The sequence below is a fragment of the Amycolatopsis sp. CA-128772 genome (genome assembly GCF_002904295.1).
Taxonomy (GTDB): domain Bacteria; phylum Actinomycetota; class Actinomycetes; order Mycobacteriales; family Pseudonocardiaceae; genus Amycolatopsis.
Window position 1 is genome coordinate 217,847 of record NZ_PPHG01000025.1, and the last position, 27,000, is coordinate 244,846.

Annotated in this window: 10 protein-coding genes; all 10 read left to right on the plus strand. The window is 75.8% G+C overall.

From position 1 onward, the window contains the following. The 10 genes from C2L59_RS11125 to C2L59_RS11165 are packed head-to-tail and all read left to right on the plus strand — an operon-like array spanning nt 1 to nt 26,998. Nucleotides 1-1,461 carry a hypothetical protein gene (locus C2L59_RS11125; RefSeq protein ID WP_103349443.1) on the plus strand — a complete coding sequence of 487 codons (1,461 nt, stop codon included), beginning with the start codon at nt 1-3 and terminating at the stop codon, nt 1,459-1,461. Then, entirely contained in the window at nt 1,454-3,727 is a 2,274-nt protein-coding gene (locus C2L59_RS11130; protein WP_103349444.1) for an amino acid adenylation domain-containing protein, read from the plus strand. The genes C2L59_RS11125 and C2L59_RS11130 overlap by 8 nt, the downstream gene beginning before the upstream one ends. Beyond that, entirely contained in the window at nt 3,724-4,722 is a 999-nt protein-coding gene (locus tag C2L59_RS46975; RefSeq protein ID WP_146060311.1) for a hypothetical protein, read from the plus strand. The genes C2L59_RS11130 and C2L59_RS46975 overlap by 4 nt, the downstream gene beginning before the upstream one ends. Continuing rightward, nucleotides 4,719-9,836: a non-ribosomal peptide synthetase gene (locus C2L59_RS11135; RefSeq protein ID WP_146060312.1), complete on the plus strand. Its 5,118-nt coding sequence runs from the start codon at nt 4,719-4,721 to the stop codon at nt 9,834-9,836. The genes C2L59_RS46975 and C2L59_RS11135 overlap by 4 nt, the downstream gene beginning before the upstream one ends. After that, nucleotides 9,833-19,228 (plus strand): non-ribosomal peptide synthetase, encoded by a 9,396-nt coding sequence (locus tag C2L59_RS11140; RefSeq protein WP_103349446.1) that lies wholly within the window; start codon nt 9,833-9,835, stop codon nt 19,226-19,228. Before C2L59_RS11135 ends, C2L59_RS11140 begins: the two co-directional genes overlap by 4 nt. Then, nucleotides 19,225-22,869, plus strand: a complete 3,645-nt coding sequence (locus tag C2L59_RS11145) for a thioester reductase domain-containing protein (RefSeq protein ID WP_103349447.1) — start codon at nt 19,225-19,227, stop codon at nt 22,867-22,869. Before C2L59_RS11140 ends, C2L59_RS11145 begins: the two co-directional genes overlap by 4 nt. After that, nucleotides 22,869-23,636: a thioesterase II family protein gene (locus tag C2L59_RS11150; RefSeq protein WP_103349448.1), complete on the plus strand. Its 768-nt coding sequence runs from the start codon at nt 22,869-22,871 to the stop codon at nt 23,634-23,636. The genes C2L59_RS11145 and C2L59_RS11150 overlap by 1 nt, the downstream gene beginning before the upstream one ends. Continuing rightward, entirely contained in the window at nt 23,633-26,296 is a 2,664-nt protein-coding gene (locus tag C2L59_RS11155) for a penicillin acylase family protein (RefSeq protein WP_158263037.1), read from the plus strand. Before C2L59_RS11150 ends, C2L59_RS11155 begins: the two co-directional genes overlap by 4 nt. Beyond that, nucleotides 26,278-26,784: a hypothetical protein gene (locus C2L59_RS11160; protein ID WP_103349450.1), complete on the plus strand. Its 507-nt coding sequence runs from the start codon at nt 26,278-26,280 to the stop codon at nt 26,782-26,784. Before C2L59_RS11155 ends, C2L59_RS11160 begins: the two co-directional genes overlap by 19 nt. After that, complete coding sequence (locus C2L59_RS11165; protein ID WP_103349451.1) at nt 26,777-26,998, plus strand: MbtH family NRPS accessory protein; 222 nt, start codon at nt 26,777-26,779, stop codon at nt 26,996-26,998. Before C2L59_RS11160 ends, C2L59_RS11165 begins: the two co-directional genes overlap by 8 nt. Nucleotides 26,999-27,000: the final 2 nt, after the last annotated feature.

Genomic DNA, 27,000 nt, shown 5'->3' on the forward strand with positions numbered 1-27,000 from the left:
GTGACCCTGATTCTCAAGACGAAGCCCGGCGACTACTCCGCGGAGCTGCCCGCCGAATTCTCCGCGGGCGAGCTCTCCGATTACCTGAGCGCCTACTGCGCCAACCCGCTTTTCCGCAGCGCGCGATTCGAAGAACTCGAGATCGACGACGACCCCTACCGCCGGCCGGTGCGGCCCGAGGACCTCAGCTTCCTGCGGTTCGACCGCCCCTTCGGGCGCACCGACGCGTCTCGGCTGTCCGCCCTGATCGGGCACCGCATGCTGCTGAACATCCACGACACCGCCAAACCGATGTACGCGGCGGACATGACACCCGAACGCTGGGAGGAACACCGGCTGTTCTACGGCGAACGCAACCGCGTCCTGGGTGAGCTCGTGCGGCCCCTGCTGGAGGAGCACGTGTTCGGCTTCGTCCGGGAAGCCGTCGCCGAGGAGCTGGCCGACCGGCCCGAACCCGGCGTCGCGAGCCTGCGGGGCCTGCTGACCGACCTCGCCGAGCGGCGCGCCCACGCCGCCGAGGAGGTCGTCGGCCTGGTCGCCGGGGCCGGGGCCGCCGCCGAGGCCGCGAAGATGACGGCGGTGCAGCTGCTGGCCGGCACGCTCAACGCGCCGCTGCGGGTCAGCCCGCTGATGATCCCCACCTCCGGCGGCAACGGGACCGCGGCCCTGACCGGCACCCGCCGCGAGACGCACCCCGTCGACGACGTCCTCGGCGTCGTGCTGGACGCGTGTGGGTTCGGCCTCGAGCCGCACCGCTACTACCAGTACTACCTGCCGTCCACCCTGGCCGCGATGAACTACCTCGGCAGCACCGCGCGCGATCCCGGCCGGGTGTTCGAGTTCCTCGGCGCCATGTGCGTGCGCACCCTCGACTCGCTCGCGCTGATCGGCGGCCACGGCGGCCGGCTGGCCGAACTCGCCGGCACGCCCGACTCCCCGCGGGCCGAAGCCGCGCTGGCCCGCACCGCCCGCGAAACGGAGACGGCCGCGACCGTCGAAGCGATCACCCGCACCGTCCTCGAACCGCTGGCCCACCGGTTCGGGCCGCCGGCACTGGCCGCCGTCGACCGCGGCGCCCGCGAATACGCGCTGCTGCTGGACGTCCACCACGACGACCTGACCGTGCAGCTGCGCTGGATCGACAGCGCCGAGGCCTACCGGGCCAAGGCCGAACGGCTGCAGGCCGCCATCGACGAGCACCACATCCCGGTCGCCCTCGACACGTTCGTCGAGTCCTGGGAGGAGTGCTCCACCACCCACGTGCACGACGACGACCGGTTGCTGGTCATCGAAAGCGGCGAGATGGAGTTCTGGAACTGCTTCTCCGGCATGCACAAGTTCCGCGCCGGCGACAAGCTGTTCATCCCCAAGCACCGCCTGCACGGCTCGGTCGTGCTGTCCGGCGAGTGCGTCTACCACCAGCCGGTGATCACCGCGGACCTGGACCAGCGCTATGGCTGAGCCGACCGCCGGCGTGCTGCTGCCGGAGATCCCCGGCAAGCGGCTGTTCCGCGCCGACCGGGCCGAGCTGCCGCAGGACGCCCCGGCCTGGCTGGTCCGGGCCGCGGAGGTGTTCCGCACCGACGTGGGGCACGCCGAGTACCCGTGCCACTTCGGCCGCAACGCGCTGCACCTGGGCGAGCTGTTCGGCACCTGGGTCGGCGAGGACGGCGACCTGGCCGCGATGCGCGACGACCTCGTCGCCTTCCTGGACGCCACCCGGCCGTTCGCCCACCGCCGGATGGCGCTGGCCGCCTTCTTCGCCCCCGAGCCCGGCGCCGGCCACGCCGAGCACGGCCGGCGGTTCTGGACCGTGCTGCGCCGGCTGTGCGACACCGACGACCGGCCGTGGCCCGACGAAATCCCCACGGCACCGGAACACAGCCGCTGGGAGTTCTCGTTCCACGGCGTCCCGATGTTCGTGTTCGCCGCGGCCCCGACGCACGTCGCGCGCCGCAGCCGCAACCTCGGCGCCGGCCTGGTCATGCTGTTCCAGCCGCGCAACGTCTTCGCGGGCATCGAAGGCGGCAGCCCGGCCGGGATGGTCGCACGGCGCCGGATCCGCGAGCGGCTCGCGGCCTGGGACACGATCGAGCCGCACCCCTTCATGGGCAGCTACGGCGACGCGTCGAACTTCGAGTGGAAGCAGTACTACATCAGTGACGCCGACGGCGGGGCGATGTACGAGACCTGCCCGCTGAACGAGGCGGTGCCCGGCGACGCCGACCTGCACGGCTTCGTCCACCACCAGTTCGAGCAGCAGGCGGCGCGGACCCCGGCGGCGGTCGCCGTCATCGCCGGCGAAGACGTCCTCGACTACCGCACGCTCGACCGGCGCGCCAACCACCTGGCCCGCACGCTGCGCGCCGAGGGCGTCCGGCCGGAGCACCGGGTCGGCGTCGTCGCCGACCGGAGCGCCGACACCGTCGTCGCGCTGCTCGGCGTGCTCAAGGCCGGGGCGGCCTACGTCCCCGTCGATCCCGCGCTGCCCGAGGAGCGGACCGCCCTGATGCTGGACGAGTCCGGCGTCGACGTGGTCGTCGCGCCGGGCCGGCTGCTCGGCCAGATCCCGGTGGGCCCGCGCCGCCTGGTCGCGGCCGACGGTGCGGGGCAGGCGGCCGACGCGCCACCGGCCCTGGAGGCCACCCCGGACAACCTCGCCTACGTGCTCTACACGTCCGGCTCGACCGGCACGCCGAAGGGCGTCATGGTCACCCACCGGCAGCTCGCGCTGGCCACCCTCGCCCAGCGCGTGCCCGACCGGCCGTGGCCCGAGGCGTTCCTGCTGCCGATCTCGTTCTCCTTCGACGCCTCCGGCGTCGGCCTGTGGTGGACGCTGACCAGCGGCGGCGCCCTGGTCATCCCGGCCGACGGCGACCACCGCGACCCGGGCCGGCTCCGGGAGCTGATCCAGCTGTACGGGGCCACCCACCTCGACTGCACGCCCGCGCTCTACGACCTGGTCCTCGGCACCGACCCGACGCCGCTTACCAGCCTGCGCTGCGCGATCGTCGGCGGCGAAGTGCTGCCGCCGTCGCTGGCCGCCCGGCACCGCGCCCTGCTGCCGGACTGCCTGCTGGAGAACAACTACGGGCCGACCGAGGTCGCCGTCTGGGCCGTGACGCACCTGGTGCGCGACGACCGGGACCTCCCGGCCGGGCGCGTCCCGATCGGGCACGCCATCGCCGGCGCGCACGCCCACGTCCTGGACGACGAGCTCGTCCCGGTGCCCGACGGCGAGGTCGGCGAGCTTTTCCTCGGCGGCGGCAACGTCGCCCGCGGCTACCAGCTGCGGCCCGGCCTGACCGCCGGCCGCTTCCTGCCCGACCCGGCCGCGCCCGGGGCCCGGATGTACCGCACCGGCGACCTGGTCCGCCGGAGCGGCGACGGCGCCCTGGAGTTCCACGGCCGGGCGGACTCCCAGGTGAAGGTCCGCGGGCACCGCGTGGAGCTGGGCGAGGTCGAGGCCGCGCTGCGGGCCCACCCGGACGTCGCCGAGGCCGCCGCCGCGCTGCGCACCACGGCGGGCGAGCCGGTGCTGGTCGCCTACCTCAGCCTGGTTCCCGGCGGCCGGCTCTCCGACGCCGCCGTCCGCGCCCACCTCGCCCCGCGGCTGCCGGCCTCGTTCCTGCCGTCGCGGATCGTGCGGCTGGCGGCGTTGCCGCGGCACGCCAACGGAAAGCTCGACCGGACCGCCCTCCCGGACGCCGCGGAGGCCGTGCGATGAAGCTCGTGATGCTGCGCCCGGCCTTCCTCCCGGCCGACGCCGGTGCGCTGAGATCGGGGCCGGTCTCCGACGCGGTCGCCGAGCTCGGCCCGCTCGTCGCCACCCGGGCGCTGGCCGACGCCGAGCTGGCGGCCCGGCTGGCGGCCGTGCCGGTGCGGCCGGCCGGGACCAAGCTCGACCGGTCCGCGTTCACCGGCGTCCTGGCCCGCAAGGAACAGCACTTCGCCGTGCACGACGGGTTCTTCGGCGTCTTCCGCGCCTCCGACGCCGCGACCGAACTGCTCGCCCACTGCGCGCTCGTCGGCTACCGGACGATCCTGGGCGACGCCGCCCGCTGCGGCACGACCCTGACCGACGAGGAGTGGGGCCGGCTGCGGCACGGCATCGAAGCCGTCATCGCCTACGCCCTCGGCCTGCCGATCGGCGAACCGCGGCCGGCCCCGGCGCCGGCCGGGACGGCACCGCTGGACCCGCACCGGCGCTGGCGCAGCGGCCACCACGTGTTCTTCCCGCTGATCCAGGCCATCGTGCTGGGCCTGGGCTGCTTCCAGACCGCGCTCAACGCCGGCCGTCCCGGAGAAGCCGGGGAAGCGCTGGCCTTCGCGACCGCCACGATGTCCGCGTCCCGCGACGCCATGCGCTTCGCCTCCGACTTCCCGCCCGGCGACTACCGCGACGCGGTCCGGCCGGCGATGGCCCCGCCGCACCTGCCGGTCGGGCTGTCCGGCGTGATGTCCGAGGACCACGACCTGCTCATCCGCCGCTTCCGCGAACTGCGCGAGGTGTTCCCGACCCTCACCGGGCCGCTGGTCGCGCGGCGCGAGGAGTTCATCACCGCCGTCGAAGCCACCTACGACGCCCACAAGCGGGTCTGCGCCCGGTTCGACGGCGACCACGTCGTCAGCCTGCGGATGAGCGCTTCCAGCGCGGCCAAGGCCGTCGGGGTGCTGGAACAGCTCGAACGGTCCCGCCTCACCACCTTGAGGTCACTGTGACGACTCCGGAAACCCTCGCCGAGCTGCTCGTCCGCCGCGGCGCCGAGCAGCCGGGCCGCGAAGCACTGACGTTCCTGGGGGACGACGGGACCGCGACCGCCGTCACCTACGCCGAACTGGACGCCCGCGCCCGGGCCATCGCCGCGCTGCTCGTCACCACCTGCCGCGCCGGGGAGCGGGCCCTGCTGCTGTACCCGCCGGGGCTCGACTACGTCGCCGGGTTCTTCGGCTGCCTGTACGCCGGGATCATCGCGGTGCCCGCCTATCCCCCGCTCGACTCCCGGCAGGCCGCCCGGCTGACCGGGATCGCCGCGGACGCCGCACCGGCCGCCGTGCTGACCGGGGCGGCGTTCCTGGACCCGGCCCGTGCGCTGCTCGAGCCGGTGCTGCGCGAGGCCGGGGTGACGCCGGCGTGGCTCGCCACCGACACCGCCGCGGCCGTCGGCGAACCACGGCGGGTGCGGCACAACCCGGACCGGATCGCCTTTCTGCAGTACACCTCCGGCTCCACCGGGCAGCCCAAGGGTGTCGTGATCACGCACGCCAACCTGCTGCACAACTCGGCCTTCATCCGCGACCGGTTCGGTCACACTCCCGCGAGCCGCGGGGTGATCTGGCTGCCGCCGTACCACGACATGGGCCTGATCGGCGGGATCCTGCAGCCGGTGTTCGCCGGGTTCCCGGTGACGCTGCTGTCGCCGCTGAGCTTCCTGCGCGAGCCGGCGCGGTGGCTGCGCGCGGTCTCCGACTTCCGGGCGACCACCAGCGGCGGCCCGAACTTCGCCTACGACCTCGCGGTCCGCAAGACGACCCCGGAGCAGCGCGAGGCCCTGGACCTGAGCCGGTGGACGGTGGCCTTCACCGGCGCCGAGCAGGTGCGTCCGGCCACGTTGGCCGCGTTCGCCGACGCGTTCGCCGTCGCGGGGTTCCGCCGGCGCGCGTACTTCCCGTGCTACGGGCTGGCCGAGGCCACGCTCATGGTGACCGGCGTCCACTTCGACGCCGATCCCGACGTCACGGCGTTCTCGGCCGACGCGCTCGCCACCGGCCGCGCGGTACCGCCCGCCGCCGGCGCGCCCGTCCGGCAGCTGGTGTCCTGCGGGACACCACCGGCCGAGGCCGCGGTCGCGATCATCGACCCGGACTCCGGATCACCGGTCGGCGACGGGACGATCGGCGAGATCACCGTGTCGGGGCCGTCGGTCGCCGCCGGGTACTGGGGCGGGCGCGACCCGGGCGTGTTCGACGGCGGCCGGGTCCGCACCGGCGACCTGGGGTTCCGGCACGGCGGCGCGCTGTACGTCACCGGGCGGCACAAGGACCTGATCATCGTCCGCGGCCGCAACGTGGCCCCCGACGACGTCGAGCTCACGGCGGCGGCCGCGCACCCGGCGCTGCGGCCCGGCTGCGGGGCCGCGATCGCCGTCGAGGCGGACGGCGAGGAGCGGCTGGCGGTCGTGCACGAGGTGCAGGGCCCGAAACCGGTACCGCTGACCGGGATCGCGGACGCCGTGCGGGCCGCGGTGCTGGCCGAGCAGGGAGTGGCCGTGAGCCGGATCGTGCTGCTGGGCAAGGGCGGCCTGCCGAAGACGTCGAGCGGGAAGGTCCGGCGCTCGGAGTGCCGGCGGGCGCTGGCGGCCGGCGAGCTGCCGGTGCTGTTCGACGACGGCGCGGCCGTCGCCGGGCGGCTGCGCGAGTCCGCGGCGACGGTGCTGGGGCTGGCCGACCTGGACCCCGACGTGCCGCTGGCGGCCCTCGGCCTGGACTCGGTCAAGGCCGCAGAGCTCGCGGTGCGGGCGGAAGCGGCCGGCGTCCGGCTGCACCTGCCGGACCTGATGGCGGGCGCCGACCTGCGCACCCTGGCCGCCTCGGCGACGGCGGCCGAGGCCACGCCGGTCACCGGCGTCACCGACGCGCTGACCGAGGGCGAGCGCGCGATGTGGTTCCTGCACCGCCTCGCCCCGGAGTCCACGGCGTACCACATCGGCCACGCGGTCGACGTCGCCGGCCCGTTCGACGAAGACCGCTTCGCCGCCGCGCTGGAATCGGCCATCGCACGGCACGCCGCCCTGCGCACCCGGTTCGGCGTCCGCGAGGGCGAGCCGTACCGGATCGTCGGCGAGTCCTCTGTGGACTGGGCCTCGACCGACGCGGCCGGGTGGTCGCCGTCCCGGGTGGACGGTGTCATCCAGGCGATGACCGATGCGCCGTTCGACCTGGAAACCGGCCCCCTGTGGCGGATCCGGCACTGGCGTCTCGGGGCCGGCCGGCACGTGCTGGCCCTCGCCGTCCACCACATCGCCGCGGACCTGTGGTCCCTGACCGCCCTGGTCCGCGAGCTGCTCGAAGGCCGGGTGGACGCGGGCGGCGCCCCGGCCATGGCCGCCGCGGTCCGGGCCGAGCGCGGCTACCTGGCCGGCGCCGAAGCCCGGCGGGCGCTCGAACGCTGGCAGCACCGCCTGGCCGATCCCCCGGCACCGCTCGACCTGCCCACCGACCGGCCCCGGCCCGCGGTCCAGGGGTTCGGCGGCGCCCGGCAGCTGCGGGACCTGCCGGCGGAGACGGCCCGCGCGGTCGACGCGCTCGCCGCGGCGGAGCACGTCTCTCCCTACGCCGTGCTGCTCGCTGCCTACGCCTGGCTCCTGCACGCCTACACCGGCGCGTCCGACCTCGTCATCGGCGCCCCGGCGCCGGGGCGGCTGACCGGGGACACGGCCGGCGTCCTCGGGCTCGCCGTCAACGTGGTGCCGGTGCGCTGCGAGCTCAGCCCGGACGGCACGTTCCTCGACACGGTCCGGCACGTCGCCGCCCGCGTGCGGGAGGCCCTCGCCGGGCAGCGGATCCCGCTGCCGCGCCTGGTCGAGATCGCCCAGCCCGACCGGGACCCCGGCCGCAGCCCGCTGTTCCAGACGCTGTTCGCGCTGCAGCAGGCCCCGGCCGGCGACCCGCTGTCCGCGCTGCTGCTCGACGCCGGCCCGGCCGGCATCGGCGGCCTCCGGTGCACCTCGCGGCCGGTCGCGGTCACCGGCGCGCAGCTCGACGTGTCCCTGGAGGTCGTCCGCACGGCGGAAACGCTGCGCTGCGGTCTCACCTACGACACCGCGCTCTGGGACGCCGACACCGCCGCCCGGTTCACCGGGCACTTCGCCGCGCTGCTCGGCCAGGCCGTCGCGGACCCGGCGACCACCGCCGACGGGATCGACCTGCTGCTGCCCGCCGAGCGCGCCGCCGTGGAGACCGGCTGGAACGCGCCCCGCACGGCCGGATCCGGGGAGCTCGTCCACGAAGCCGTCGGCCGTCAGGACCCGCACGCCATCGCGGTCCGCGACGGCGGCCGGGCCGTCTCCTACGGCCGGCTGGCGCGCTGGAGCGACACCCTCGCCGCCCGCTTGCGCCGGCTCGGCGCGGGTCCCGAGGCCCGGGTCGGGGTCCTGGCCGGCCGCTCCGCCGAGTTCGTCGCCGCGGCCCTCGCGGTCCTCAAGGCCGGCGCGGCCTACGTGCCCCTGGACACCGAGCACCCCACCGCGCGGCTCGTGGCGCTGGCCCGCGACGCCGGTGTCGGCCTGCTCGCCGGGCCGGAACCACAGGCAGCCGACCTGGCGGACGCCATCGGACCCACAGTGTCCACTGTGGACTGGAACGAACCCGACTTCGAGCTCGATGCGCCCCGCAAGAGCGCGCGTCCGGAGAACGCCGCGTACGTCATGTACACGTCGGGTTCCACCGGCGAGCCCAAGGGGGTCTGCGTCACCCACACCGGTGTCGTCAACCTCCTCGACGCGCTGGCGTGCGAGGCGGGCGACGTCTGCGCGTGGTGGACCAGCGGCGGCTTCGACGTCTCCGTGTTCGAGATCTTCGGCGCGTTGCGCGCCGGGGCCACCGTCGACGTCGTGCCGGCCGCGGTCCGGCCGCACGCCGAGCGGTACGTCGACTGGCTCGCCGAACGCGGGATCACGCACGCCTACGTCCCGCCGTTCGCGCTGAACGCGGTGGAAACCCGGATCTCGCGGCTGTCGCTGCGCAAGCTCGTGGTGAGCGTCGAGCCGACACCCGAACCGCTGCTGCGCCGGATCGCCGCTGCGTCGCCGGGCCTGTCGGTCGTCAACGGCTACGGCCCGACCGAGGCCACGATCTTCGCGACCGTGCACGAACTCGACCCGGACGGCGCCGGGACCGGCATGGTGCCGATCGGCCGGGCGGTGCCGAACTGCCCGGTCCGGGTGCTGGACGCCGCGGGCCGCGCGGTCCCGGCCGGCGTGCCGGGCGAGCTGTTCGTCGGGGGCGCCGGCCTGGCCCGCGGCTACCTCGGCCGGCCCGCGGCCACCGCGGAGGCGTTCGTGCCGGATCCCTTCGCCGACCGGCCCGGGGCCCGGATGTACCGCACCGGGGACGTCGTGCGGTACCGGCCGGACGGGTTCCTCCGCTTCCTCGGCCGCCGTGACCAGCAGGTGAAGCTGCGCGGGGTGCGGATCGAGCCCGGCGAGGTGCAGGCCGCACTGGCGGCGCAGCCGGAAGTGGCGTCGGCGCTGGTGGTGGTGCGGCGGATCGGCGGGCAGCCGGTGCTGGTCGGGTACGTCGTCCCGGCCGGTGCCGGCGCCCCGGACCCCGCCGGGCTGCGGGCCCGCCTCCGGACCGTCCTCCCGGCGCCGATGGTGCCTTCGGCCGTGGTCGTCCTCGACGGCTGGCCGGTCACCGTCAACGGGAAGCTCGACCGCCGGGCGCTGCCGCTGCCGGAGGCCGTCCGCGGGCACGGCTTCGCACCGCCGGACGGCAACCGCGAACGCACCGTCGCGCGGATCGTCGGCCGGCTGCTCGGCGGCCGCCGCGTCGGGCGGCACGACGACTTCTTCGACCTCGGCGCGCACTCCCTGCTCGCCGCGCAGGCCGCGTTGCAGATCGGCGGGGCGCTCGGGCTCGACGTGCCCGTCGTCGCGCTGTTCAGCCACCCCACCGTCGCCGGGCTCGTCGAAGCCCTGCCCGCGGTGGCCGCGCCGGCCGCCCCGATCACCGCCCTGCCCCGCGCCCACGACGACCCCGCCGCACTGGCCGCGCGCATCGCCGCGCTGCCCGACGACGTCGTCCGGTTGCTGACCGACGAGGTGAGTGGAGCATGACCGACCTGTCCGTTCCGCGGCGCCGGCTGGCCGAGCGCCTGCACGCCGACGCCGAGCGCGGCGTCACGACGTTCCCGGCGACCGCCGCCCAGCGCCGCATCTGGCTGCTGCACCGCCTGGCGCCGCACAGCTCGCGCTACACGATGGCGGCCGCGCTGCGCCTGCACGGCGAGCTGGACGTGCCCGCGCTGCGGCGGGCGCTCTCCGCGGTCGCCGCCCGCCACGAGGCCCTGCGCACGGTTTTTCCCGCCGTGGACGGGGTTCCGGTGCAGCGCGTCCACGCCGAACCGAACCTCCGGCTGGAGGTCCGGGAACCGAACGGCGTGCCGCCGCAGGCTGCGCTGCGCCTGGCCGTCGAGGAGCCCTTCGACCTGGCCGCCGCCCCACCCGTGCGGGCGATCCTGTGGCCGGTGGCGCCCGGCGAGCACCTGCTGCTGGTCGCCGTGCACCACATCGCCGCCGACGCCTGGTCGCTGCCGATCCTGCTCACCGACCTGGCTGCGGCCTACCGCGCCGGGCCGGACGGCCGCCCGCCGCTGCCGATCCAGTGCGGCGACTACGCGGTCTGGGAAGCCGGTGCCGACGCCCGCGCGCAGGCCGACGCGGCGGCCGGGTACTGGCGCAGCGCCCTCGCCGACCCGCCCGCGCCCCTGGACCTCCCGGCCGACCACCCCCGCCCGCCGGCCGAAGCCGGGCCGGCGGCGACGCACCGCACCGAACTGCCGCCGCCGGTGACCCGGCAGCTCCGCGCCCAGGCCCGCGCCGCCCGGACCACGCTGTTCACCGTGCTGCACGCCGGGCTGGCGGCCGTCCTGCACCGCTTCACCGGGGCGGGCGACCAGATCATCGGCGTGCCGGTCTCCGGGCGCGTCCGCGCCGAGACGGCCGAGCTGGTCGGCTGCTTCGTCAACACGCTGCCGCTGCGCACCCGCTGCGCCGCCGGCACCGGCTTCGCGGCGTTGCTGGAGCAGGTCCGCGACCGCACCCGCGAAGCCCTCGCCCACCAGGCCGCGCCGCTGGAGCGCATCATCGCGGAGGCCGGCGCGAAGCGGCTTCCCGGCCGGGCGCCGCTGTTCGACGTCGGGCTGACCCTGCAACCCCGGCTCGACGTCGCCGGCCTGTTCGCCGGGCTGCGCGCCGAAGCGGTGCCGCTCGACGCCGCCGACGCGAAGTTCGACCTCGGCTGCCTGATCGAGGAGGACGGCGACACCCTGCGCGTCGCGTGGGAGTACCGCGCGGATCTGCTCGACGCCGCCACCGTCGCCTCCCTCGCCGCCTGCTTCACCGCGCTCCTGACCGGGGCGACGGCCGATCCGGCCCGGCCGCTCGGGGTGCTGCCGCTCATTCCGGACGCCGCCGAGCGCACCCCGGCGCCGTCGCCCACCGGGACCGTCGTCGACCTGTTCGCCGCCGCGGTGACCGCGAACCCGGACGCGACGGCGATCGTCGACGGCGACCGCGTCCTCGGCTACCGCGACCTGGACCGCCTGACCAACCGGATCGCCCGCGCACTGCGCGACCGCGGTGTCCGCACGGAGACCCCGGTCGGCGTGTGCCTGCCGCGGTCCGCGGACTTCGCCGTGGCCGCACTGGCCGTGCTGAAGGCCGGCGGCCACTACGTCCCGCTCGACGCCGGGCAGCCGCGCGAGCGCCTGGACCGCATGCTCGCCGACGCCGGGATCGCCCACGCGATCACCGCCTCGCCGGGACCGGAGTTCCTCGCCGCCACCGGCACGCTGCTCATCGACCGGCCCGGGGAATGGGCCGGCCGGCCCGGCACCGCGCTCGACACCCCGGTGCACCCGGACACCCTGGCCGCCCAGCTCTTCACCTCCGGCTCCACCGGCCGGCCCAAACCCGTCGCCCTGACCCACCGCGGCCTCGTCGACCTGGTCCGGCCCGGCGAGTACAGCGGCCTGGGCCCGGACCGGACGCTGCTCTGGCTGTCGTCGGTGTCCTTCGACGCCGCCACCTGGGAGATCTGGGGAACGCTGCTGCACGGCGCCCGCGGCGTGGTGCACCCCGAACGGGCCTTCACCGCCGAGGCGATCGGCACGGCTGTCCGGGCGCACGACGTCACCGCCGCCGTCATGGCCACCGCGCTGTTCCACGCCGTCGTGGACGAGGACCCGGCCGCGCTGCGCGGGCTGCGGACCGTGCTGATCGGCGGCGAAGCGCTGTCGGTGCCCCACGTCCGGCGCGCCCTGGCGGCCGCGCCCGGCCTGACCGTGGTCAACGGGTACGGCCCGGCCGAAGCCACCACCTGCGTCACCGCGTACGCCGTGTCCGAAGTGGACGACGAACTCGGCGGCCGGCCGAGTGTCCCGATCGGACGCGCGGTCAACGGCAGCCGGGTGGTGCTGCGCGACGCCGACGGTCACCCGGTGCCGCCGGGCGCGGTCGGCGAGGTGTGGCTCGGCGGCCCGGGCCTGGCCCGCGGCTACCCCGGGCACGCGGCCCTCACGGCCGAGCGGTTCGTGCCCGGGCCGGACGGCGGCCGCTGGTACCGGACCGGCGACCTGGCCCGCCGGCTCGGCGACGGCACGCTGCTCTTCCGGGGCCGCGTCGACGCGCAGGTGAAGATCCGCGGTCACCGCGTCGAGCCGGGTGAGGTCGAGGCCGTGCTCACGCGGCATCCCGCGGTCGCCGCGGCCGCGGTGGTCGCGCACCGGCTGTCCCCCACGGACAACCGGCTGGCCGCCTACGTCGTCGGCGGCGACGTCACGGACCTGCGTGCCTGGCTGGCCTCGATCCTGCCGTCCTACCTGGTCCCGGCCTCGCTGACGGCCGTGGACTCCCTCCCCCGCACGCGCAACGGCAAGGTCGACCAAGCCCGGCTGCCCGCGCCGCGGTGGGCCGAGCACGCCGGCCCGGGGCGCCCGCGCACCGGGACCGAAACCGCCGTCGCCGGGATTTGGGCGGAACTGCTGGACCTCGACCCCGCCGCGGTCGGGCCCGACGACGACTTCTTCGACCTCGGCGGCCACTCGCTGCTCGCCTCGCGCCTGGTTTCGCGGCTGGCCGCCCGGCTCGGCGCCGACGTCGGCCTGGCCGAGGTGTTCACCCGCACGACGCTCGGCGCGCTGGCGGCCGCCGTGGCGGCCGCCGGACCCGCGCCGGCGGCCGGGGCGATCGAGCCGGGCCCGCGCCCGGCACCGCTGTCCCACGCGCAGGAACGGCTGTGGTTCCTGGCGCGCCTCGAGCCGGACTCCCCCGCATACCACCTGCCGCTGACGGCCCGGATCACCGGGCCGCTGGACGTCGCCCGGCTGACCGCCGCGTGGGACGCGGTCATGGCGCGCCACGAGGCGCTGCGCTCGGTGGTCGAGGAACGCGCCGAAGGGCTGTTCGCCGTGCCCGCGGCGCCCGCCGCGTTGCAGTACGCCGACCACGCCGGCGACCTCCTGCCCGGCTTCACGCGGCGGCCGTTCGACCTGGCGCACGACGTCCCGGTCCGGGCGCTGCTGGTCCGCGTCGGCGAGCAGGAGCACGTGCTCTCCGTCGTCGTGCACCACATCGCGGCCGACGGCTGGTCGGTGGCGATCCTGGCCGACGAGCTCGGCGCGGCGTACGCCGGCCGGCCGCCGCTCGAGGCCGTCGTCCAGTACGGCGATTTCGCGCACTGGCAGCGGAACCGGCTGAGCGGCCCGGCCCTGGCCGCCCTCACCGCCTTCTGGCGCTCCACACTGGACGGTGCGCCGCTCGTCCTGGAGCTGCCGGCCGACCGCCCGCGGCCGCCGCGCCGGTCGTTCGGCGGCGCCACGATCCCGTTCGCGATCGCGCCCGGACCGGCGGCCCGGATCAGGGCGCTGGCCGCTTCGGCCGGGTGCACCGAATTCATGGTGCTGTCGGCGGCGTTCGCGGCCACGCTGTCGGCCTACAGCGGGCAGCCCGATGTCCTGTTCGGGACGCCGGTCGCCGGCCGGCCGCACCCGGACGTCGAGCGCACGGTGGGCAGCTTCGCCAACACCGTGGTGCTGCGGGCCGACCTGTCCGGCGAGCCGACCGCCCGGGAGCTGCTGGCGCGGGTGCGGCAGACGTGCCTGGCGGCGTTCGCCCACCAGGACCTGCCGTTCGAGAAGCTCGTGGAGACCCTGTCCCCGGAGCGGGACCTCTCCCGCAACCCGGTCATCCAGACCATGCTCGCGCTGAACACGGCCACCCCGCCGCACCCGGACCTGCCGGGACTGCGCGTGCAGACCCTGGACGCCGAGCTGCCGGCCGCGCGGTTCGACCTCGCGCTGTGGCTCGCCGACGGCGACGACGGCGGGATCGGCGGGTTCGCCGAGTACGACACGGCACTGTTCGACCGCGAGACCCTGTCCGCGGTGCTCGCGCACCTCACCGGCCTGCTGGCCGCGATGGCCGCCGATCCGGACGTCGTGCTCGAGACGGTCCGGACCGACGCCGCCGTCCCGGCGGCCTGGGGCGACGGATCCGCGCCACGGGACGGCGAACCGGTGCCGGCCGCGGTCGCGCGGACGGCCGCGGCCGATCCGGAACGGCCCGCGATCGCCGCCGAAGACGGCTCCGTATGGACCTACGGGCAGCTGTGGCAGGCCGCCGTGGACGTGGCCGCGCGGCTGCGGTCGGCGGGCGTCGCGCCGGGGGCCGCGGTCGGGATCTGCGCCGGGCGGTCCGCGGCGACGGTCGCCGCCCTGCTCGGGTGCGGCCTGGCCGGTGCCGCGTACGTCCCCCTGGATCCGGCGGCCCCCGAAGCCCGCCTGGCGAGGATGGCGGAGATCGCCGGTATCGCCGTCGTGCTCGCGGACGCGGAATCGGCCGGGCGCAGCACGTTCGCGCCGGTGCTGCCGGTCGACGCCGGCCCGGTTCCCGGTGCCGAACCGCCGCCGGCGCCGTCGTTCGACGGGCCCGCCTACATCCTGTTCACCTCCGGCAGCACCGGCGAGCCCAAGGGCGTCACCGTCCCGCACTCCGCGCTGACCGCGTTCCTGGCCGCGATGACCGGCCACGAGCCCGGCCTGTCCGCGCGCAGCCGGCTGGTCGCCGTCACGCCGTTCACCTTCGACATCGCCGCGCTCGAGCTCTTCGGCCCGCTCACCCGCGGCGCCTGCGTCACCCTCGCCGGGCCGGCCACCACGCACGACGGCGTCGCCCTCGCCCGGCTGCTGGAGGCCGCCGACTGCGACGTGCTCCAGGGCACCCCGGCCACCTGGCGGCTGCTCCTCGACGCCGGGTGGCGGCCCTGGCCGGGCTTCCGCGCGTTGTGCGGCGGCGAGGCCCTGCCCGCCGACCTGGCGGCCGCGCTCCGCGAGCACGGCGCCGAACTGTGGAACCTCTACGGCCCGACCGAGGCCACCGTGTGGTCCACCGTCGCGCGCGTCGGCGACGGCCCCATCGGCATCGGCCGGCCGATCCCCGGCACCACGCTGAAACTGGCGACCGCCACCGGGGCACCGGTCCCGGTCGGCGCGGTCGGCGAGATCTGGCTCTCCGGTGCGGGCGTGGCCCTCGGGTACGCCGGCCGCCCGGCCGCCACCGCCGAGCGGTTCGTCCCCGCCGACGGCGGCGAGCGGTGGTACCGCACCGGCGACCTCGCCCGCTACGACCACAGTGGACGGTTGCGGCACCTCGGGCGCGCGGACGCGCAGCTGAAGATCCGCGGTCACCGCGTCGAGCCGGCCGAGGCCGAGGCCGCCCTGACCGCGCACCCCGGCGTGCCGGCCGCGGCCGTGGTCGCCCGCGAGGGCCGGCTCGTCGGCTACTACCTGCCCGATCCGGGCTCCGGCGAGCACGTCGATCCCGCCGGGCTGAAGACCCATCTGAGCAGCCTGCTGCCCGCCTACCTGAGCCCCGACCTGCTGCTCCCGGTGCCGGAGTTTCCGGTAACCCCGCACGGGAAGCTCGACCGGGCGGCGCTGGCCGCGCGCCCGATCCGGCGCCCGGCCGCCGACGCGGGGCCCGGCCCGCGCGACGGGCTGGAGGCCGTCGTGGCCGACATCTGCTCCGACGTCCTGGGCCGTCCGCTGGCCGCCGGCGACGACTTCTTCTCCGCCGGCGGCCACTCCCTGGACGCCGCCCGCGCCGCGACCCGGCTGTCCGCCGCGCTGGGCGTCGAAATCCCGGTGCCGGCCGTGTTCGAACACCCCAGCCCGGCGGCGCTCGCCGGGTGGGCGCGGGCCCGGACCGCCGGCCCGGCCGAGCCGATCCCGGTGCTGCCCGGCGACGGCCCGTTCCCGCTGTCCTCGGCCCAGGAACGGCTGTGGTTCCTGGCCGAATACGCGCCCGAGTCCCCCGCCTACAACGTCCCGGTCGCGGCCCGCCTCACCGGGCCGCTCGACGTCCCCGCGCTGCGCCGGGCGATCGGCACCCTGGCCGCCCGGCACCCCGCGCTGCGGACGGTGTTCGGGGAGGCCGGCGGCCGCGGCACCCAGCGCCACCTGCCCGCCGCCGACGTCGCGGCGCGGATCGTCGACCTCACCGCCGTCCCGGACGCCGCGGACCGCGCGGCCGCCCTCGCCGACGCGGCCGCCACCCGGCCCTTCCGGCTGGCCGAAGGCGAACCGCCGTTCCGCGCCACGCTCATCCGGGTCTCGGCGCTCGAGCACGTGCTCGTCCTGGTCCTGCACCACATCGTCGCCGACGGCTGGTCGGTGTCGGTGCTGGCCCGCGACCTCGCCGCCGCCTACGCCGGCACCGAGCTGCCGCACCCGGCGTTGCGGCACAGCGACTACGCCGCTTGGCAACGCGGCCGCGCCGCCCGCGCGGCGGGCCAGCTGACCCGCCGCTGCGAGGAGCTCGCCGGCGCCCCGCACACCCTGGAACTGCCCGCCGACCGGCCCCGGCCGCCCGAGCGCCGGCACCGCGGCCACACCCTGCCGCTGGCCGCCGGCCCCGAATTGACCGAGCAGGTCCGCGCGCTGGCCCGCGACACCGGTGTCACCGAATTCATGGTGCTGCTGGCCGCGTTCGCCGCCACGCTGACCCGGTTCAGCGGCCAGGAGGACCTGCTGATCGGCACCCCCGCGGCCCAGCGCACCGCCCCCGGCACCGCGGACGTCGTCGGCCTGTTCGCCGAGACCCTCGTCGTGCGCGCCGGCACCGGCGGCGAGCCGACCGTGCGGGAGCTGCTGGCCCGCGTCCGCCGCGCCTGCCTGGACGCCTACGCCGCTCCCGACGTGGCGTTCGAGACCCTGGTCGACGCGATGGCCCCGCAGCGCGACCCGGCACGCAGCCCGCTGTTCCAGGTGATGATCGCGCTGAACAACGCCGCGGGCGCGCTGCCCGAACTGCCCGGCCTGGCCGTCGAACCGGTGCCGGTGCCGAACCGCACCGCCAAGTTCGACGTCGTCCTCAACCTGCTCGACACGCCCGGCGGCATCGAGGGCGGCCTGGAGTTCGACACCGACGTCTACCAGGAACCGCTGATGGCCCGGTTCGCCGAGCACTACCTGCGGACCCTGCGCGAGTTCGCCGCCGGACCCGGCCGGCCGCTGTCCGCCGTCGGCGGGCTGAGCCCGGCCGAGGAACAGACCTGGCTGCGCGACTTCAACCGCGTCCCCGCCGGCTACGACCCACAGGTCTGCCTGCACACCCTCGTCGAGGCCCAGGCGGCGGCGACTCCCGGCGCGGTGGCGGTCTCCATGGCCGCCGAGCCCGGGCAGCCCCGGCCGTCGCTCACCTACGCCGAGCTCGAAGCCTTCGCCAACCGGCTCGCCCGGCACCTCGTCCGCCGCGGGGTCCGCCCCGACGACGTCGTCGGCGTCGCCCTGCCGCGCAGCCTGGACGCGGTCGTCGCGCAGTACGCGATTCTCAAGGCCGGCGCCGGATTCCTGCCGCTCGACCCGGCGCAGCCCGCCGCGCGGCTGGCGGACATCCTCGCCGACGCCGGCGCCCGCCTGGTCGTCACCGATGCCGGCGGCGACCACGTCCTGCCGCCGGAACCCGCGCGGGTCCACCTCGACCGGGCCGGGTGGCAGACCGAAGACGCCGGGCCGCCGGCGGTGGCCGTCACCCCGGGGCACCTCGCCTACGTCGTCTACACCTCCGGGTCCACGGGCCGGCCCAAGGGCGTCCAGGTCGAACACCGCGCCATCGCCAACAACCTGCTGTGGATGCAGCAGGACTGGCCGCTGGCCGCCGCGGACCGGATGCTGCACAAGACCACCACCACCTTCGACGTCGCCGTGAAGGAGGTGTTCTGGCCCCTGCTGGCCGGCGCCGAACTGGTCCTGGCCAGGCCCGGCAGCCAGCGCGACCCCGACCACCTCGTCGAGCTGATCGCGGCCGCCGGGATCACCATCACCCACTTCGTGCCGTCCATGCTGGAACTCGCGCTGGAGGTGCTCGACGCGGCCGGCACGACGTTCCCGGCTTCGCTGCGGTACGTCATGTGCGGGGCCGAGACGCTGCCGGTCGCCACCCAGGAAGCGTTCTTCGCCCACGGTTCCGCCGACCTGCTGCACATGTACGGCCCGACCGAGACCGCGATCGCCGTCACCGGCTGGACCTGCCAGCGGGCCCAGTCCCGCGCCCGGGTGCCGCTCGGCGTGCCGATGCCGCTGGTGGAGCTGTACGTCCTGGACTCCCGCGGCCGGCCCGTGCCGCCCGGGGTCTGGGGCGAGCTGCACGTCGGCGGCTGCTCCCTCGGCCGCGGCTACCTGGGCCGGGCCGCGGAAACCGCCGCGGCGTTCGTGCCGGATCCGTTCTCGGGCCGCGAAGGCGCCCGGCTCTACCGCACCGGCGACGTCGTCCGGCACGGCCCCGACGGCCTGCTGGAGTTCCGGGGCCGCGCCGACGACCAGATCAAGATCCGCGGTTTCCGGGTCGAACTCGGCGAGATCGAGGCCGCGCTGGCCGCCGAACCGGACGTGCGCCAGGCCGCCGCTGTACTGCGCGGACGCGGCGCCGACGCCCGGCTGATCGGCTACGCCGTGCCCGCGCCGGGAACGGACCTCGACCCCGCGGACCTGCGCCGCCGGCTGCGCGCCCGGCTGCCGGACTACCTGGTCCCGGGCGACGTCGTGGTCCTGACCGCGATGCCGCTGGGCGACAACGCCAAGGTCGACCGCGCGGCCCTGCCCGATCCCACGCCGCGGCGGCGCGGCCCGGCCGCCGCACCGCGCGACGCGTTCGAGGCGGCCGTCGCCGAGGTCTGGGCCGAAATCCTCGGCACCGGCGCGGTCGGCGTCGACGACGACTTCTTCGTCCTCGGCGGCAATTCGCTGCAGGCCGCGCGCATCGCCGCCCGGCTGCGCGAGAGGTTCGGGTGCGAACTGCGGCTGCGCGACGTCTTCGTCGAGCCCACCGTCACCGGGATCGCGCGGCTGCTGCGCGAGGCCGGCCGGACCACGACCATCGCCCGGCAGCACCGCCGGGCCCGCCCTGCCCAGGCCACCCGATCCGCCCAGCCCGGGGGAAGACTGCCATGACCACCTTGCCCAGCACCGCCGCCGAGGACGTGTTCCCGCTGTCCTTCGCCCAGGAACGCATCTGGTTCCTGGACCAGCTCGACCCCGGCAGCGCCGCGTTCACCATCACCGCCGCGCTGCGCGTCCGCGGCCGGCTCGACGCCGCCGCGCTCGACCGCGCGCTGACCGCCCTCACCGACCGGCACGAGGTGCTGCGGACCCGCTTCGACCACGACGGCAAGGCGCCGGTGCAGCTCGTCGCGCCGGCGAAACCGCCGGTGCTGCGGCTGGTCGACCTCGGGGGCCTGCCGGTCGAGCGGGCGCGGGCCGCGGCCGAGGCCGTCGCGGCGCGGCAGGCGCGGTCGTCGTTCGACCTCCGCGAAGGCCCGCTGCTGCGGGCCGGGCTCGTGCGGATCGCCGACGCCGAAGGGCTCTTGCTGCTCGTGCTGCACCACACGGCCTGCGACGGCTGGTCGGCCGACCTGCTGGTCCGCGACCTGGCCGAGCTGTACCGGGCCGAGGTCCGCGGGACGGCACCGGAGCTGCCCGAGCTGCCGATCCAGTACGCCGACTTCGCCGTCTGGCAACGGGAAACCCCGGCCGAGCTGGACGAGCAGCTCGCGTACTGGACGGAGGCCCTGTCCGGCGTCCCGCGGGTGCTGGACCTGCCGGCCGACCACCCGCGGCCGGCGGAGCAGGACTTCGGCGGCGCGATGGTGTCCCGGGAGCTCGGGCCGGACCTGGCCGCGGCCCTGGTGGACGCGGCGCGGGCAGAAGGCGCAACACCGTTCATGCTGCTGCTGGCCGCCTACCAGGCCGTGCTCGCCCGGCGTTCCGGGCAACCGGCGTTCCTGGTCGGGACGCCGGTTTCGGGCCGCACCCGCCCGGAGACCGCCGACCTGCTCGGCTGCTTCATCAACATGCTGGCGCTGCCCGCCGACGTGGCCGGCGACCCGACGGCACGTGAGCTGCTGGCCCGCGTGCGCCGCACCTGCCTGGCCGGGTACGCGCACCAGGACCTGCCGTTCGAGCACCTGGTGACCGAGCTCGACCCGCCCCGCGACCTCGGCCGCGCGCCGCTGGCGCAGGTGCTGCTGGCGGTGCAGGACGGCCTGTCGGGCGAGGTCGACGTCGACGGCGCCACGCTCGTCCCGGCCCCGGTCTCCGGCGGCGTGGCCAGTTACGACCTGACGCTGGACGCCCAGCTCGCGCCGGAGGGGTTCCGGCTGAACCTGGTCTACGCCACGGCGTTGTTCGAGGCGGTGACCGCCGAGGGGATCCTCGAGGACGTCGTCGCGGTGCTCACCGCGATGGGCCGGAACCTCGGCATGCGGCTGTCGGAACTGCCGATCGGCGCGGGCCTCGCAGAGGCCGGGGTGCCGGCCGTCGAGGCCCGCCGGATGGCCGCGGAAGTGCTCGGGATCGCGTCACCCGGGCCGGTCGAGGTCACCGGCGAGCAGGCCGGCCCGGTCGCGATCTGCGTCCGCGACGACGCCCGCCGCGCCGCGGCCCGCCGCGCCGCGTGCGGGCGGGGTGCGCTCTTCCTCGAGCTGGACCCCACCGCACCGCCCGCGTACCTGGCTCGCCGGCTCGGACCGGCGACGGTTCTCGTCACCGACCGCGCGGACCTGGCGGACCTGCCGGTCCGGGTGATCACGCCGCCGGACGACGGGCCTCCCGGACCCGGTCGGCCCGGCGAAAACCGGCCGGGCCGGGACGCGCTCGTCCCGGCTCAGCTGAGCCACGGCCTGGTCTTCCCGCTGCGCGCCCTCACCGGCACGACGCCGGCCGCCGGCATCACCGACTTCACCGGCTGCCCGGCCCTCCCCGGCGCCCGCGGCGAACTCTGGCTCGGCGGCTCCGCCGAACCGCTCCACCACGTCGACGGTCCCGCCCGGACCGCCGAACTCCTCGCCCCGGCTCCCGGCGGCACCCGCCGGCTCCGCACCGGCCGGACCGCACGCCTGGCCGGCGGCCACGTCGAGCTCCTCGGCCCGCCGGACCCGGCCGAGCTCGAGGCCGTCCTGCGCGCCCACCCGGACGTCACCGCCGCGGCGGTCGTCACCACCGCGGCCGGCGAGACCGTCGCCGTGCACGTCCCCGCCGTGGTGTCCGCACTGGACACTTACCTGGCCGCCGAGCTCCCCGCCCGGCTGCGCCCCGACCGCTGCCTCGGCCTGCCCGGGCTGCCGGACACCCCCGAAGCGCTCCTCGCCGTCACCGCCCAGCGCACCAGCGGCTACGAAGGCGCCGCCCGGCCGCGCACCCATCTCGAACGGGCCATCCTCGACTGCTTCGGCACCGCCCTGGACCGCCGCGACATCGGCATCCACGACGATTTCTTCGACGCCGGTGGCACCTCGCTCACTGCGGCCCGCTTGATCGTCGCCCTGCCCGAAGCCGTCGGGATGCCGGTGCCGCTCAAGACGTTGTTCACGAACTCCACCGTCGCCGCGCTCGCCGCCGCCCTCGAAGACCCGGAGGGCCCCGGCGCCCCGGACAGCGCCATGGCCACCGCGCTGCAGGACGAACAGCTGCCCGCCGGCATCGCCCCCACCGGACCTCCGCGGCCCGCACCCCCGGACGGCCGCCTCGGCCGCGTCCTGCTCACCGGCGGCACCGGCTTCCTCGGCGGCCACATGATCGCCGAGCTCCTGCGCCACGGCGCCACGGAGGTCGTGTGCCTGGTCCGCGGCGAAGACCCCGCCGGGCGGCTGGCGGCGAACCTCGCCGGCTACGACCAGGACGACGTCGACCCGGCGAAACTGACCGTCCTGCCCGGCGACCTCACCCTGCCCCGCTTCGGGCTGGACGAAGCCGGCTTCGTGGCGCTGGCCGACCGGCTCGACGTCATCTACCACTGCGCCGCGCACATGAACTTCATCCTCCCCTACCGCGTGCTGCGCGCCCCGAACGTCGTCGGCACCACCGAACTCCTGCGGCTGGCCTGCACCGCGCGCCCGACACCGGTGCACTACGTCTCCACCATCGACATGCGGGTCGGCGACGTCCTGCCCGAGCGTCCCGGGCCGCTGGAGGCCGGCACGTCCGACGGCTACGTGCTCAGCAAGAAGACCGGCGAACACCTCGTCCTGGAAGCCGGCCGGCGCGGCCTGCCGGTCGGGGTGTACCGGCCGTGGCTGATCACCGGCGCCACCGGCACCGGCGCGGTCGGCGTGCGCGACCAGCTGGCGCTGTGCCTGGCCGGCAGCCTGATCGCCGGCCTGATGCCCGAGGACACCCCGATCCCCCTGCACGTGCTGCCGGTCGACCTGGTGTCCGCGGCGATCGTCCGGCTGTCCCGCCTCGCGCCCCGGCCGAACCCGGTGCACCAGTTCTACAACCCGCAGGTGGCGCCCATGGAGTCGATCCACGAACACCTCACCCGGACCGGGTACCGGTTCGACACCGTGCCGTACGCGCAGTGGCGGGTGCAGCTGGCCCGCCGCACGGCCGGGCGCCTGGACGGCCTGGCGGCGCTGCTGTCCATCGACGGCCCGATGACCGGCGACCCGGACGTCGTCGAGATCGGCAACACCCTGTCCGGCCTCGGCGGCGACGCTGGCTTCCCGGACATGGACGTCGACTACGTCGCCAAGACCGTCGCCTTCCTGGTCCGGCAGGGCATGGTGCCGGAGCTGACCGCGAGCGGGGTGCGGTGATGACCACCGGGCCCTGGCTGCGCCGCTCCGCGGAGCCGGCCGGTGGCGGCGACGTCCGCCTGTTCTGCCTCCCCCACGCCGGTTCCGGGCCGGCCCGCTACCTGCGCTGGGCCGGCCGGCTGCCCGGGATCGACCTGATCGGCGTCTGCCTGCCCGGCCACGAGCGCCGCGTCGCCGAGCCGCCGCTGCGCCGCGTCCCGGACATCGTCGACGCGCTCGCCGTCGCCGTCGAGCCCCACCTCGACCGGCCGTTCGCTCTGCTGGGCCACAGTTTCGGCGGCCTGCTCGCCTTCGCCCTCGCCCGCCGCCTGGAAGCCGGCGGCGCGGGACCGCGGCACGTGTTCGTCTCCGGAGCCGCACCCGGACGCTCCGCGGAGCCGCCGGTCGCCGGCCTCGGCGACGAAGCCTTCGTGGCCCACGTGCGCCGCCTCGGCGGCCTGGACCCGGACGTCCTGGCCCACCCCGACCTCGTCGACCTCGTCACCCCGGCCCTGCGGGCCGACTACGAGGCCGCCGAGGCGCACACCCCGGACCCGGCCGCGACGGTGCTCGCCCCGATCACCGCGTTCGGCGGGCTGCACGACCCCGCGGCCCCGCCGGGCGCCCTGATCGCCTGGGGGCGGCACACCACGGGCCGGTTCACCCGCGTCACCCTGCCCGGCGGCCACTTCGCCCTGTTCGACCAGGAGCACAACGTGCTCCGCACCGTCCGGACCACCCTGGCCGCGCACGCGACCAGTGCGCACCTGAAGGAGGCAGCACGGTGAGTCCCTCGAAAAGGAAACTGACGCCGCGGGGCCGGCTCGGCCTGCACTCGGCCTCGCTCGTCGGCGCGCTCGCGCTGGCCGTGGCGGTGCTGCAGGTGTCGATCGCGGGCGCCGGCACACTGCCGCCCCTGGGCGCGGCCGTCAACCCGGGCACCGGGGTGTGGGTCACCGCCAGCCAGGGCACCCCGCCGCACGACCAGAGCCTGTCCCTGCCCGGCCTGTCCGGCAGCGCCACCGTTTCGTTCGAAGCGGACGGTACCGCGCACATCGCCGCCGGCACCGACGCGGACATGTACCGGGCCCTGGGCTACACCCACGCCCGCTTCCGGCTGTTCGAAATGGACCTGGCCCGGCGCCAGGCCGAGGGCCGGCTGGCCGAGACCACCGGCGACCCGGCCGCGCTGGCCTCCGACAAGTACGAACTGGACGTCGGCCTGCAGCGCGCGGCCCAGCGCGACTGGAACGCGATGGCGGCCGGCTCTCCGGCGCGCGCGGTGCTCACCGAGTACGCGCAGGGTGTCAACGCCGCCGTCGCGCAGCTGAAGCAGGACAACGCCCTGCCGCTCTACTACAAGCTGATGGACTTCCCGGTCGAGCCGTGGACCCCGGTCGACAGCCTGGCCGTGCAGCGGCTGGAGACGCAGACGCTGTCCTTCGACCCGCTGCCGACCGCCTTCAGCTACATCGCGGGCGCCTTCGGCGAGCAGAAGTTCGAGCAGCTCTACCACGCCGTCGGGCAGAACCCGCAGTACCCGTACGACCCGGGCCCGTACCGGAAGCTGCCGTTGACACCGATCCCGGCGCGCGACGACGGTGCCCCGGCGCCGTCCGGCGGCACGGTCGGTGGCGGCGGCACGGTGCCGCAGGCGCCGGCCGGGAACGCGGCGCCGCCGGACGGGTTCGCGTTCGGCACGTCACCGCAGGCGATCGAGGCGTCGGCGCAGTTCCAGGAGCGCATCGCGCAGCTGCCGGCCAACGCCGTCCACACCATCGGCAACAGCAACGCGTGGGTGGTCTCCGGCCGGCGCACGGCGTCCGGCAAGCCGATCCTGGCCTCCGACCCGCACCTGAACCTGACCGTCCCGTCGATCTGGTACCAGGTGGAGCTCCGCTCGCCGGGCTACCAGCTGGCCGGCGTGACCGTCCCGGGGATCCCGGCCGTGCTGGGCGGCAAGAACCAGCACATCAGCTGGGGCCTGACCAACTCCCAGCGGCCGGGCACGTTCTACTACCTGGAAAAGACCGACGCGGCGCACCCCGACCAGTACTTCTGGAACGGGCAGTGGCGGCCGATGACGAAGATCGTCAACCAGATCAAGCAGCACGACGGCTCCACGGTCGAGTACCCGACCCGGATGACCGTGCACGGCCCGGTGATGACCGTCCAGGGCGTCACCGCCGCGGTGTGGTTCACCGGGACGCTGCCCAGCGACAACTTCGAAAGCATGCTGGCACTGGAGAAGGCCACCAGTTTCGACCAGTTCCACCAGGCGCTGCGCGGCTGGAACACCCCGGCGCAGAACTTCGCCTACGCCGACGACGCCGGCAACATCGGCATCGTCAACGCCGGGCTGCAGGCGCAGACGCCCGACAGCTGCCGGCCGTGGCTGCCGATGACCGGGACCGGCGAGTGCGACGTGGCGGGGAGCATCCCGTTCGAAGCGCTGCCGAGCACGTACAACCCGCCGTCCGGGTTCGCGCAGACCGCGAACCAGCGCGAAGTCGGCACCGACTACCCGTACTACTACGGCCGCGGCTACGACTTCTTCGACCAGGGCTGGCGGTCCACCGAGATCACCAAGGCGCTCACCGGCGCCACCGGCGTGACCTCGCAGCAGATGCAGGACCTGCAGATGTCCATGGTCGACGACGTGGCCCGCGCGCTGCTGCCGACGGTGCTGAAGGACCTGGAGGCCGGGTCGTGGAACCCGGTGCAGGCCCAGGCCCTGGACGCGCTCAAGAACTGGGACTACACCCTGACCGCCGACTCGGCCGCGGCCACCGTCTGGGGCCGGTTCATGGTGCTCTACGGGTACGCGGTGTGGCACCCGGTCTGGCAGCAGTACAAGATCCCGGCGCCGCCACGCGACGTGTTCACGCCGCGGACCAACGACAGCACCTACGCCGTCGACGGGCTCAACGGCCTGCTGATCAACCTGAGCATCGACGACGTCGCCAACCCGCTCTTCGCGCCGCCGGGTGCGGGCACCCGCACCGCACCGGAGGTGATGCGGAAGGCGTTCGCGGACGCGGTCGCGGACCTGCAGAGCAAGCGCGGATCCGAGGTGCGCACCTGGAAGCTGGGTGACGCCCACAAGGTGATGATCGCTTCGCTGCTGCAGTCGCCGGTGCTGGACCTGGGGCCGTACGCCTCCGGCGGCAGCGGCCGCACGATCAACTCCGTGGTCAGCGCCGCGCCGGTGCGGCACGGCAAGCCGCTCACCGGCGTGGCCGTCGGCGGCGCCAGCTGGCGCATGGTCGTCGACTGGGGCACCGGCCAGTCGGTCGGGATCTACCCCGGCGGGCAGAGCGAAAACCCGGCGTCCCCCTGGTATTCCGACCGGCTCGCCGACTGGTTCGCCGGACGCAACCGACCGATCCTCGAGGGCGAACCCGCCCTGGCCGCGACGAAGGGGCGGACATGGACACTCAATCCCTGACCGGGCAACTGCCCGGCCGGCGCACCGCGACGACGGACGCCGGCACCGCATCGAGGGACCGGGCCTGGGACCGGACCTGGGTCCGCGTCCTGGCCGTCGGCGCCGCCGGCGCCGTCCTGGACTGGGGCGGCAACCAGCTCGGCTGGTGGTGGGTCACCGTGCTCACCGGCGTCGCGGCCGCCCTGCTGCTGCGCGGCCGCGCGCTGGCGGCGTTCACCGTGGCCGTGCCGCTGCTGAGCTGGGGCGCCGAGCTGTTCCGGCTGTGGACGGCGACGGACACCACGCGGATCGCCCGCGTCACCATCGGCCTGGCCGGCGTCAGCGACGACGCCGCGTGGCTGGGTTACGTGTTCACGCTGCTGTACGCCGTACTGCTGTGCGCCGCCGGGGCCTGGGTGGCCGCGGCGGCGCGGCAGCTCGTCCGCGCGGCCCGGCGCGGGCCCACCGGAAACCCCATCGAGCAGGAGGAGACGCCCAGCGATGCCTGAAGACGACGACACCCGCGAGTACACCGTCGTGGTCAACCACGAGGAGCAGTACTCGATCTGGCCCGCCGGCCGCGAACTGCCCAGCGGCTGGACCGAGGCCGGCGTCCGCGGCCCGAAGCGCGACTGCCTGGACCACATCGAACGGGTGTGGACCGACATGCGGCCGCTGAGCCTGCGCACGGCGATGGCCGCCGCCGAAGGCCCGGGGGTGTGACC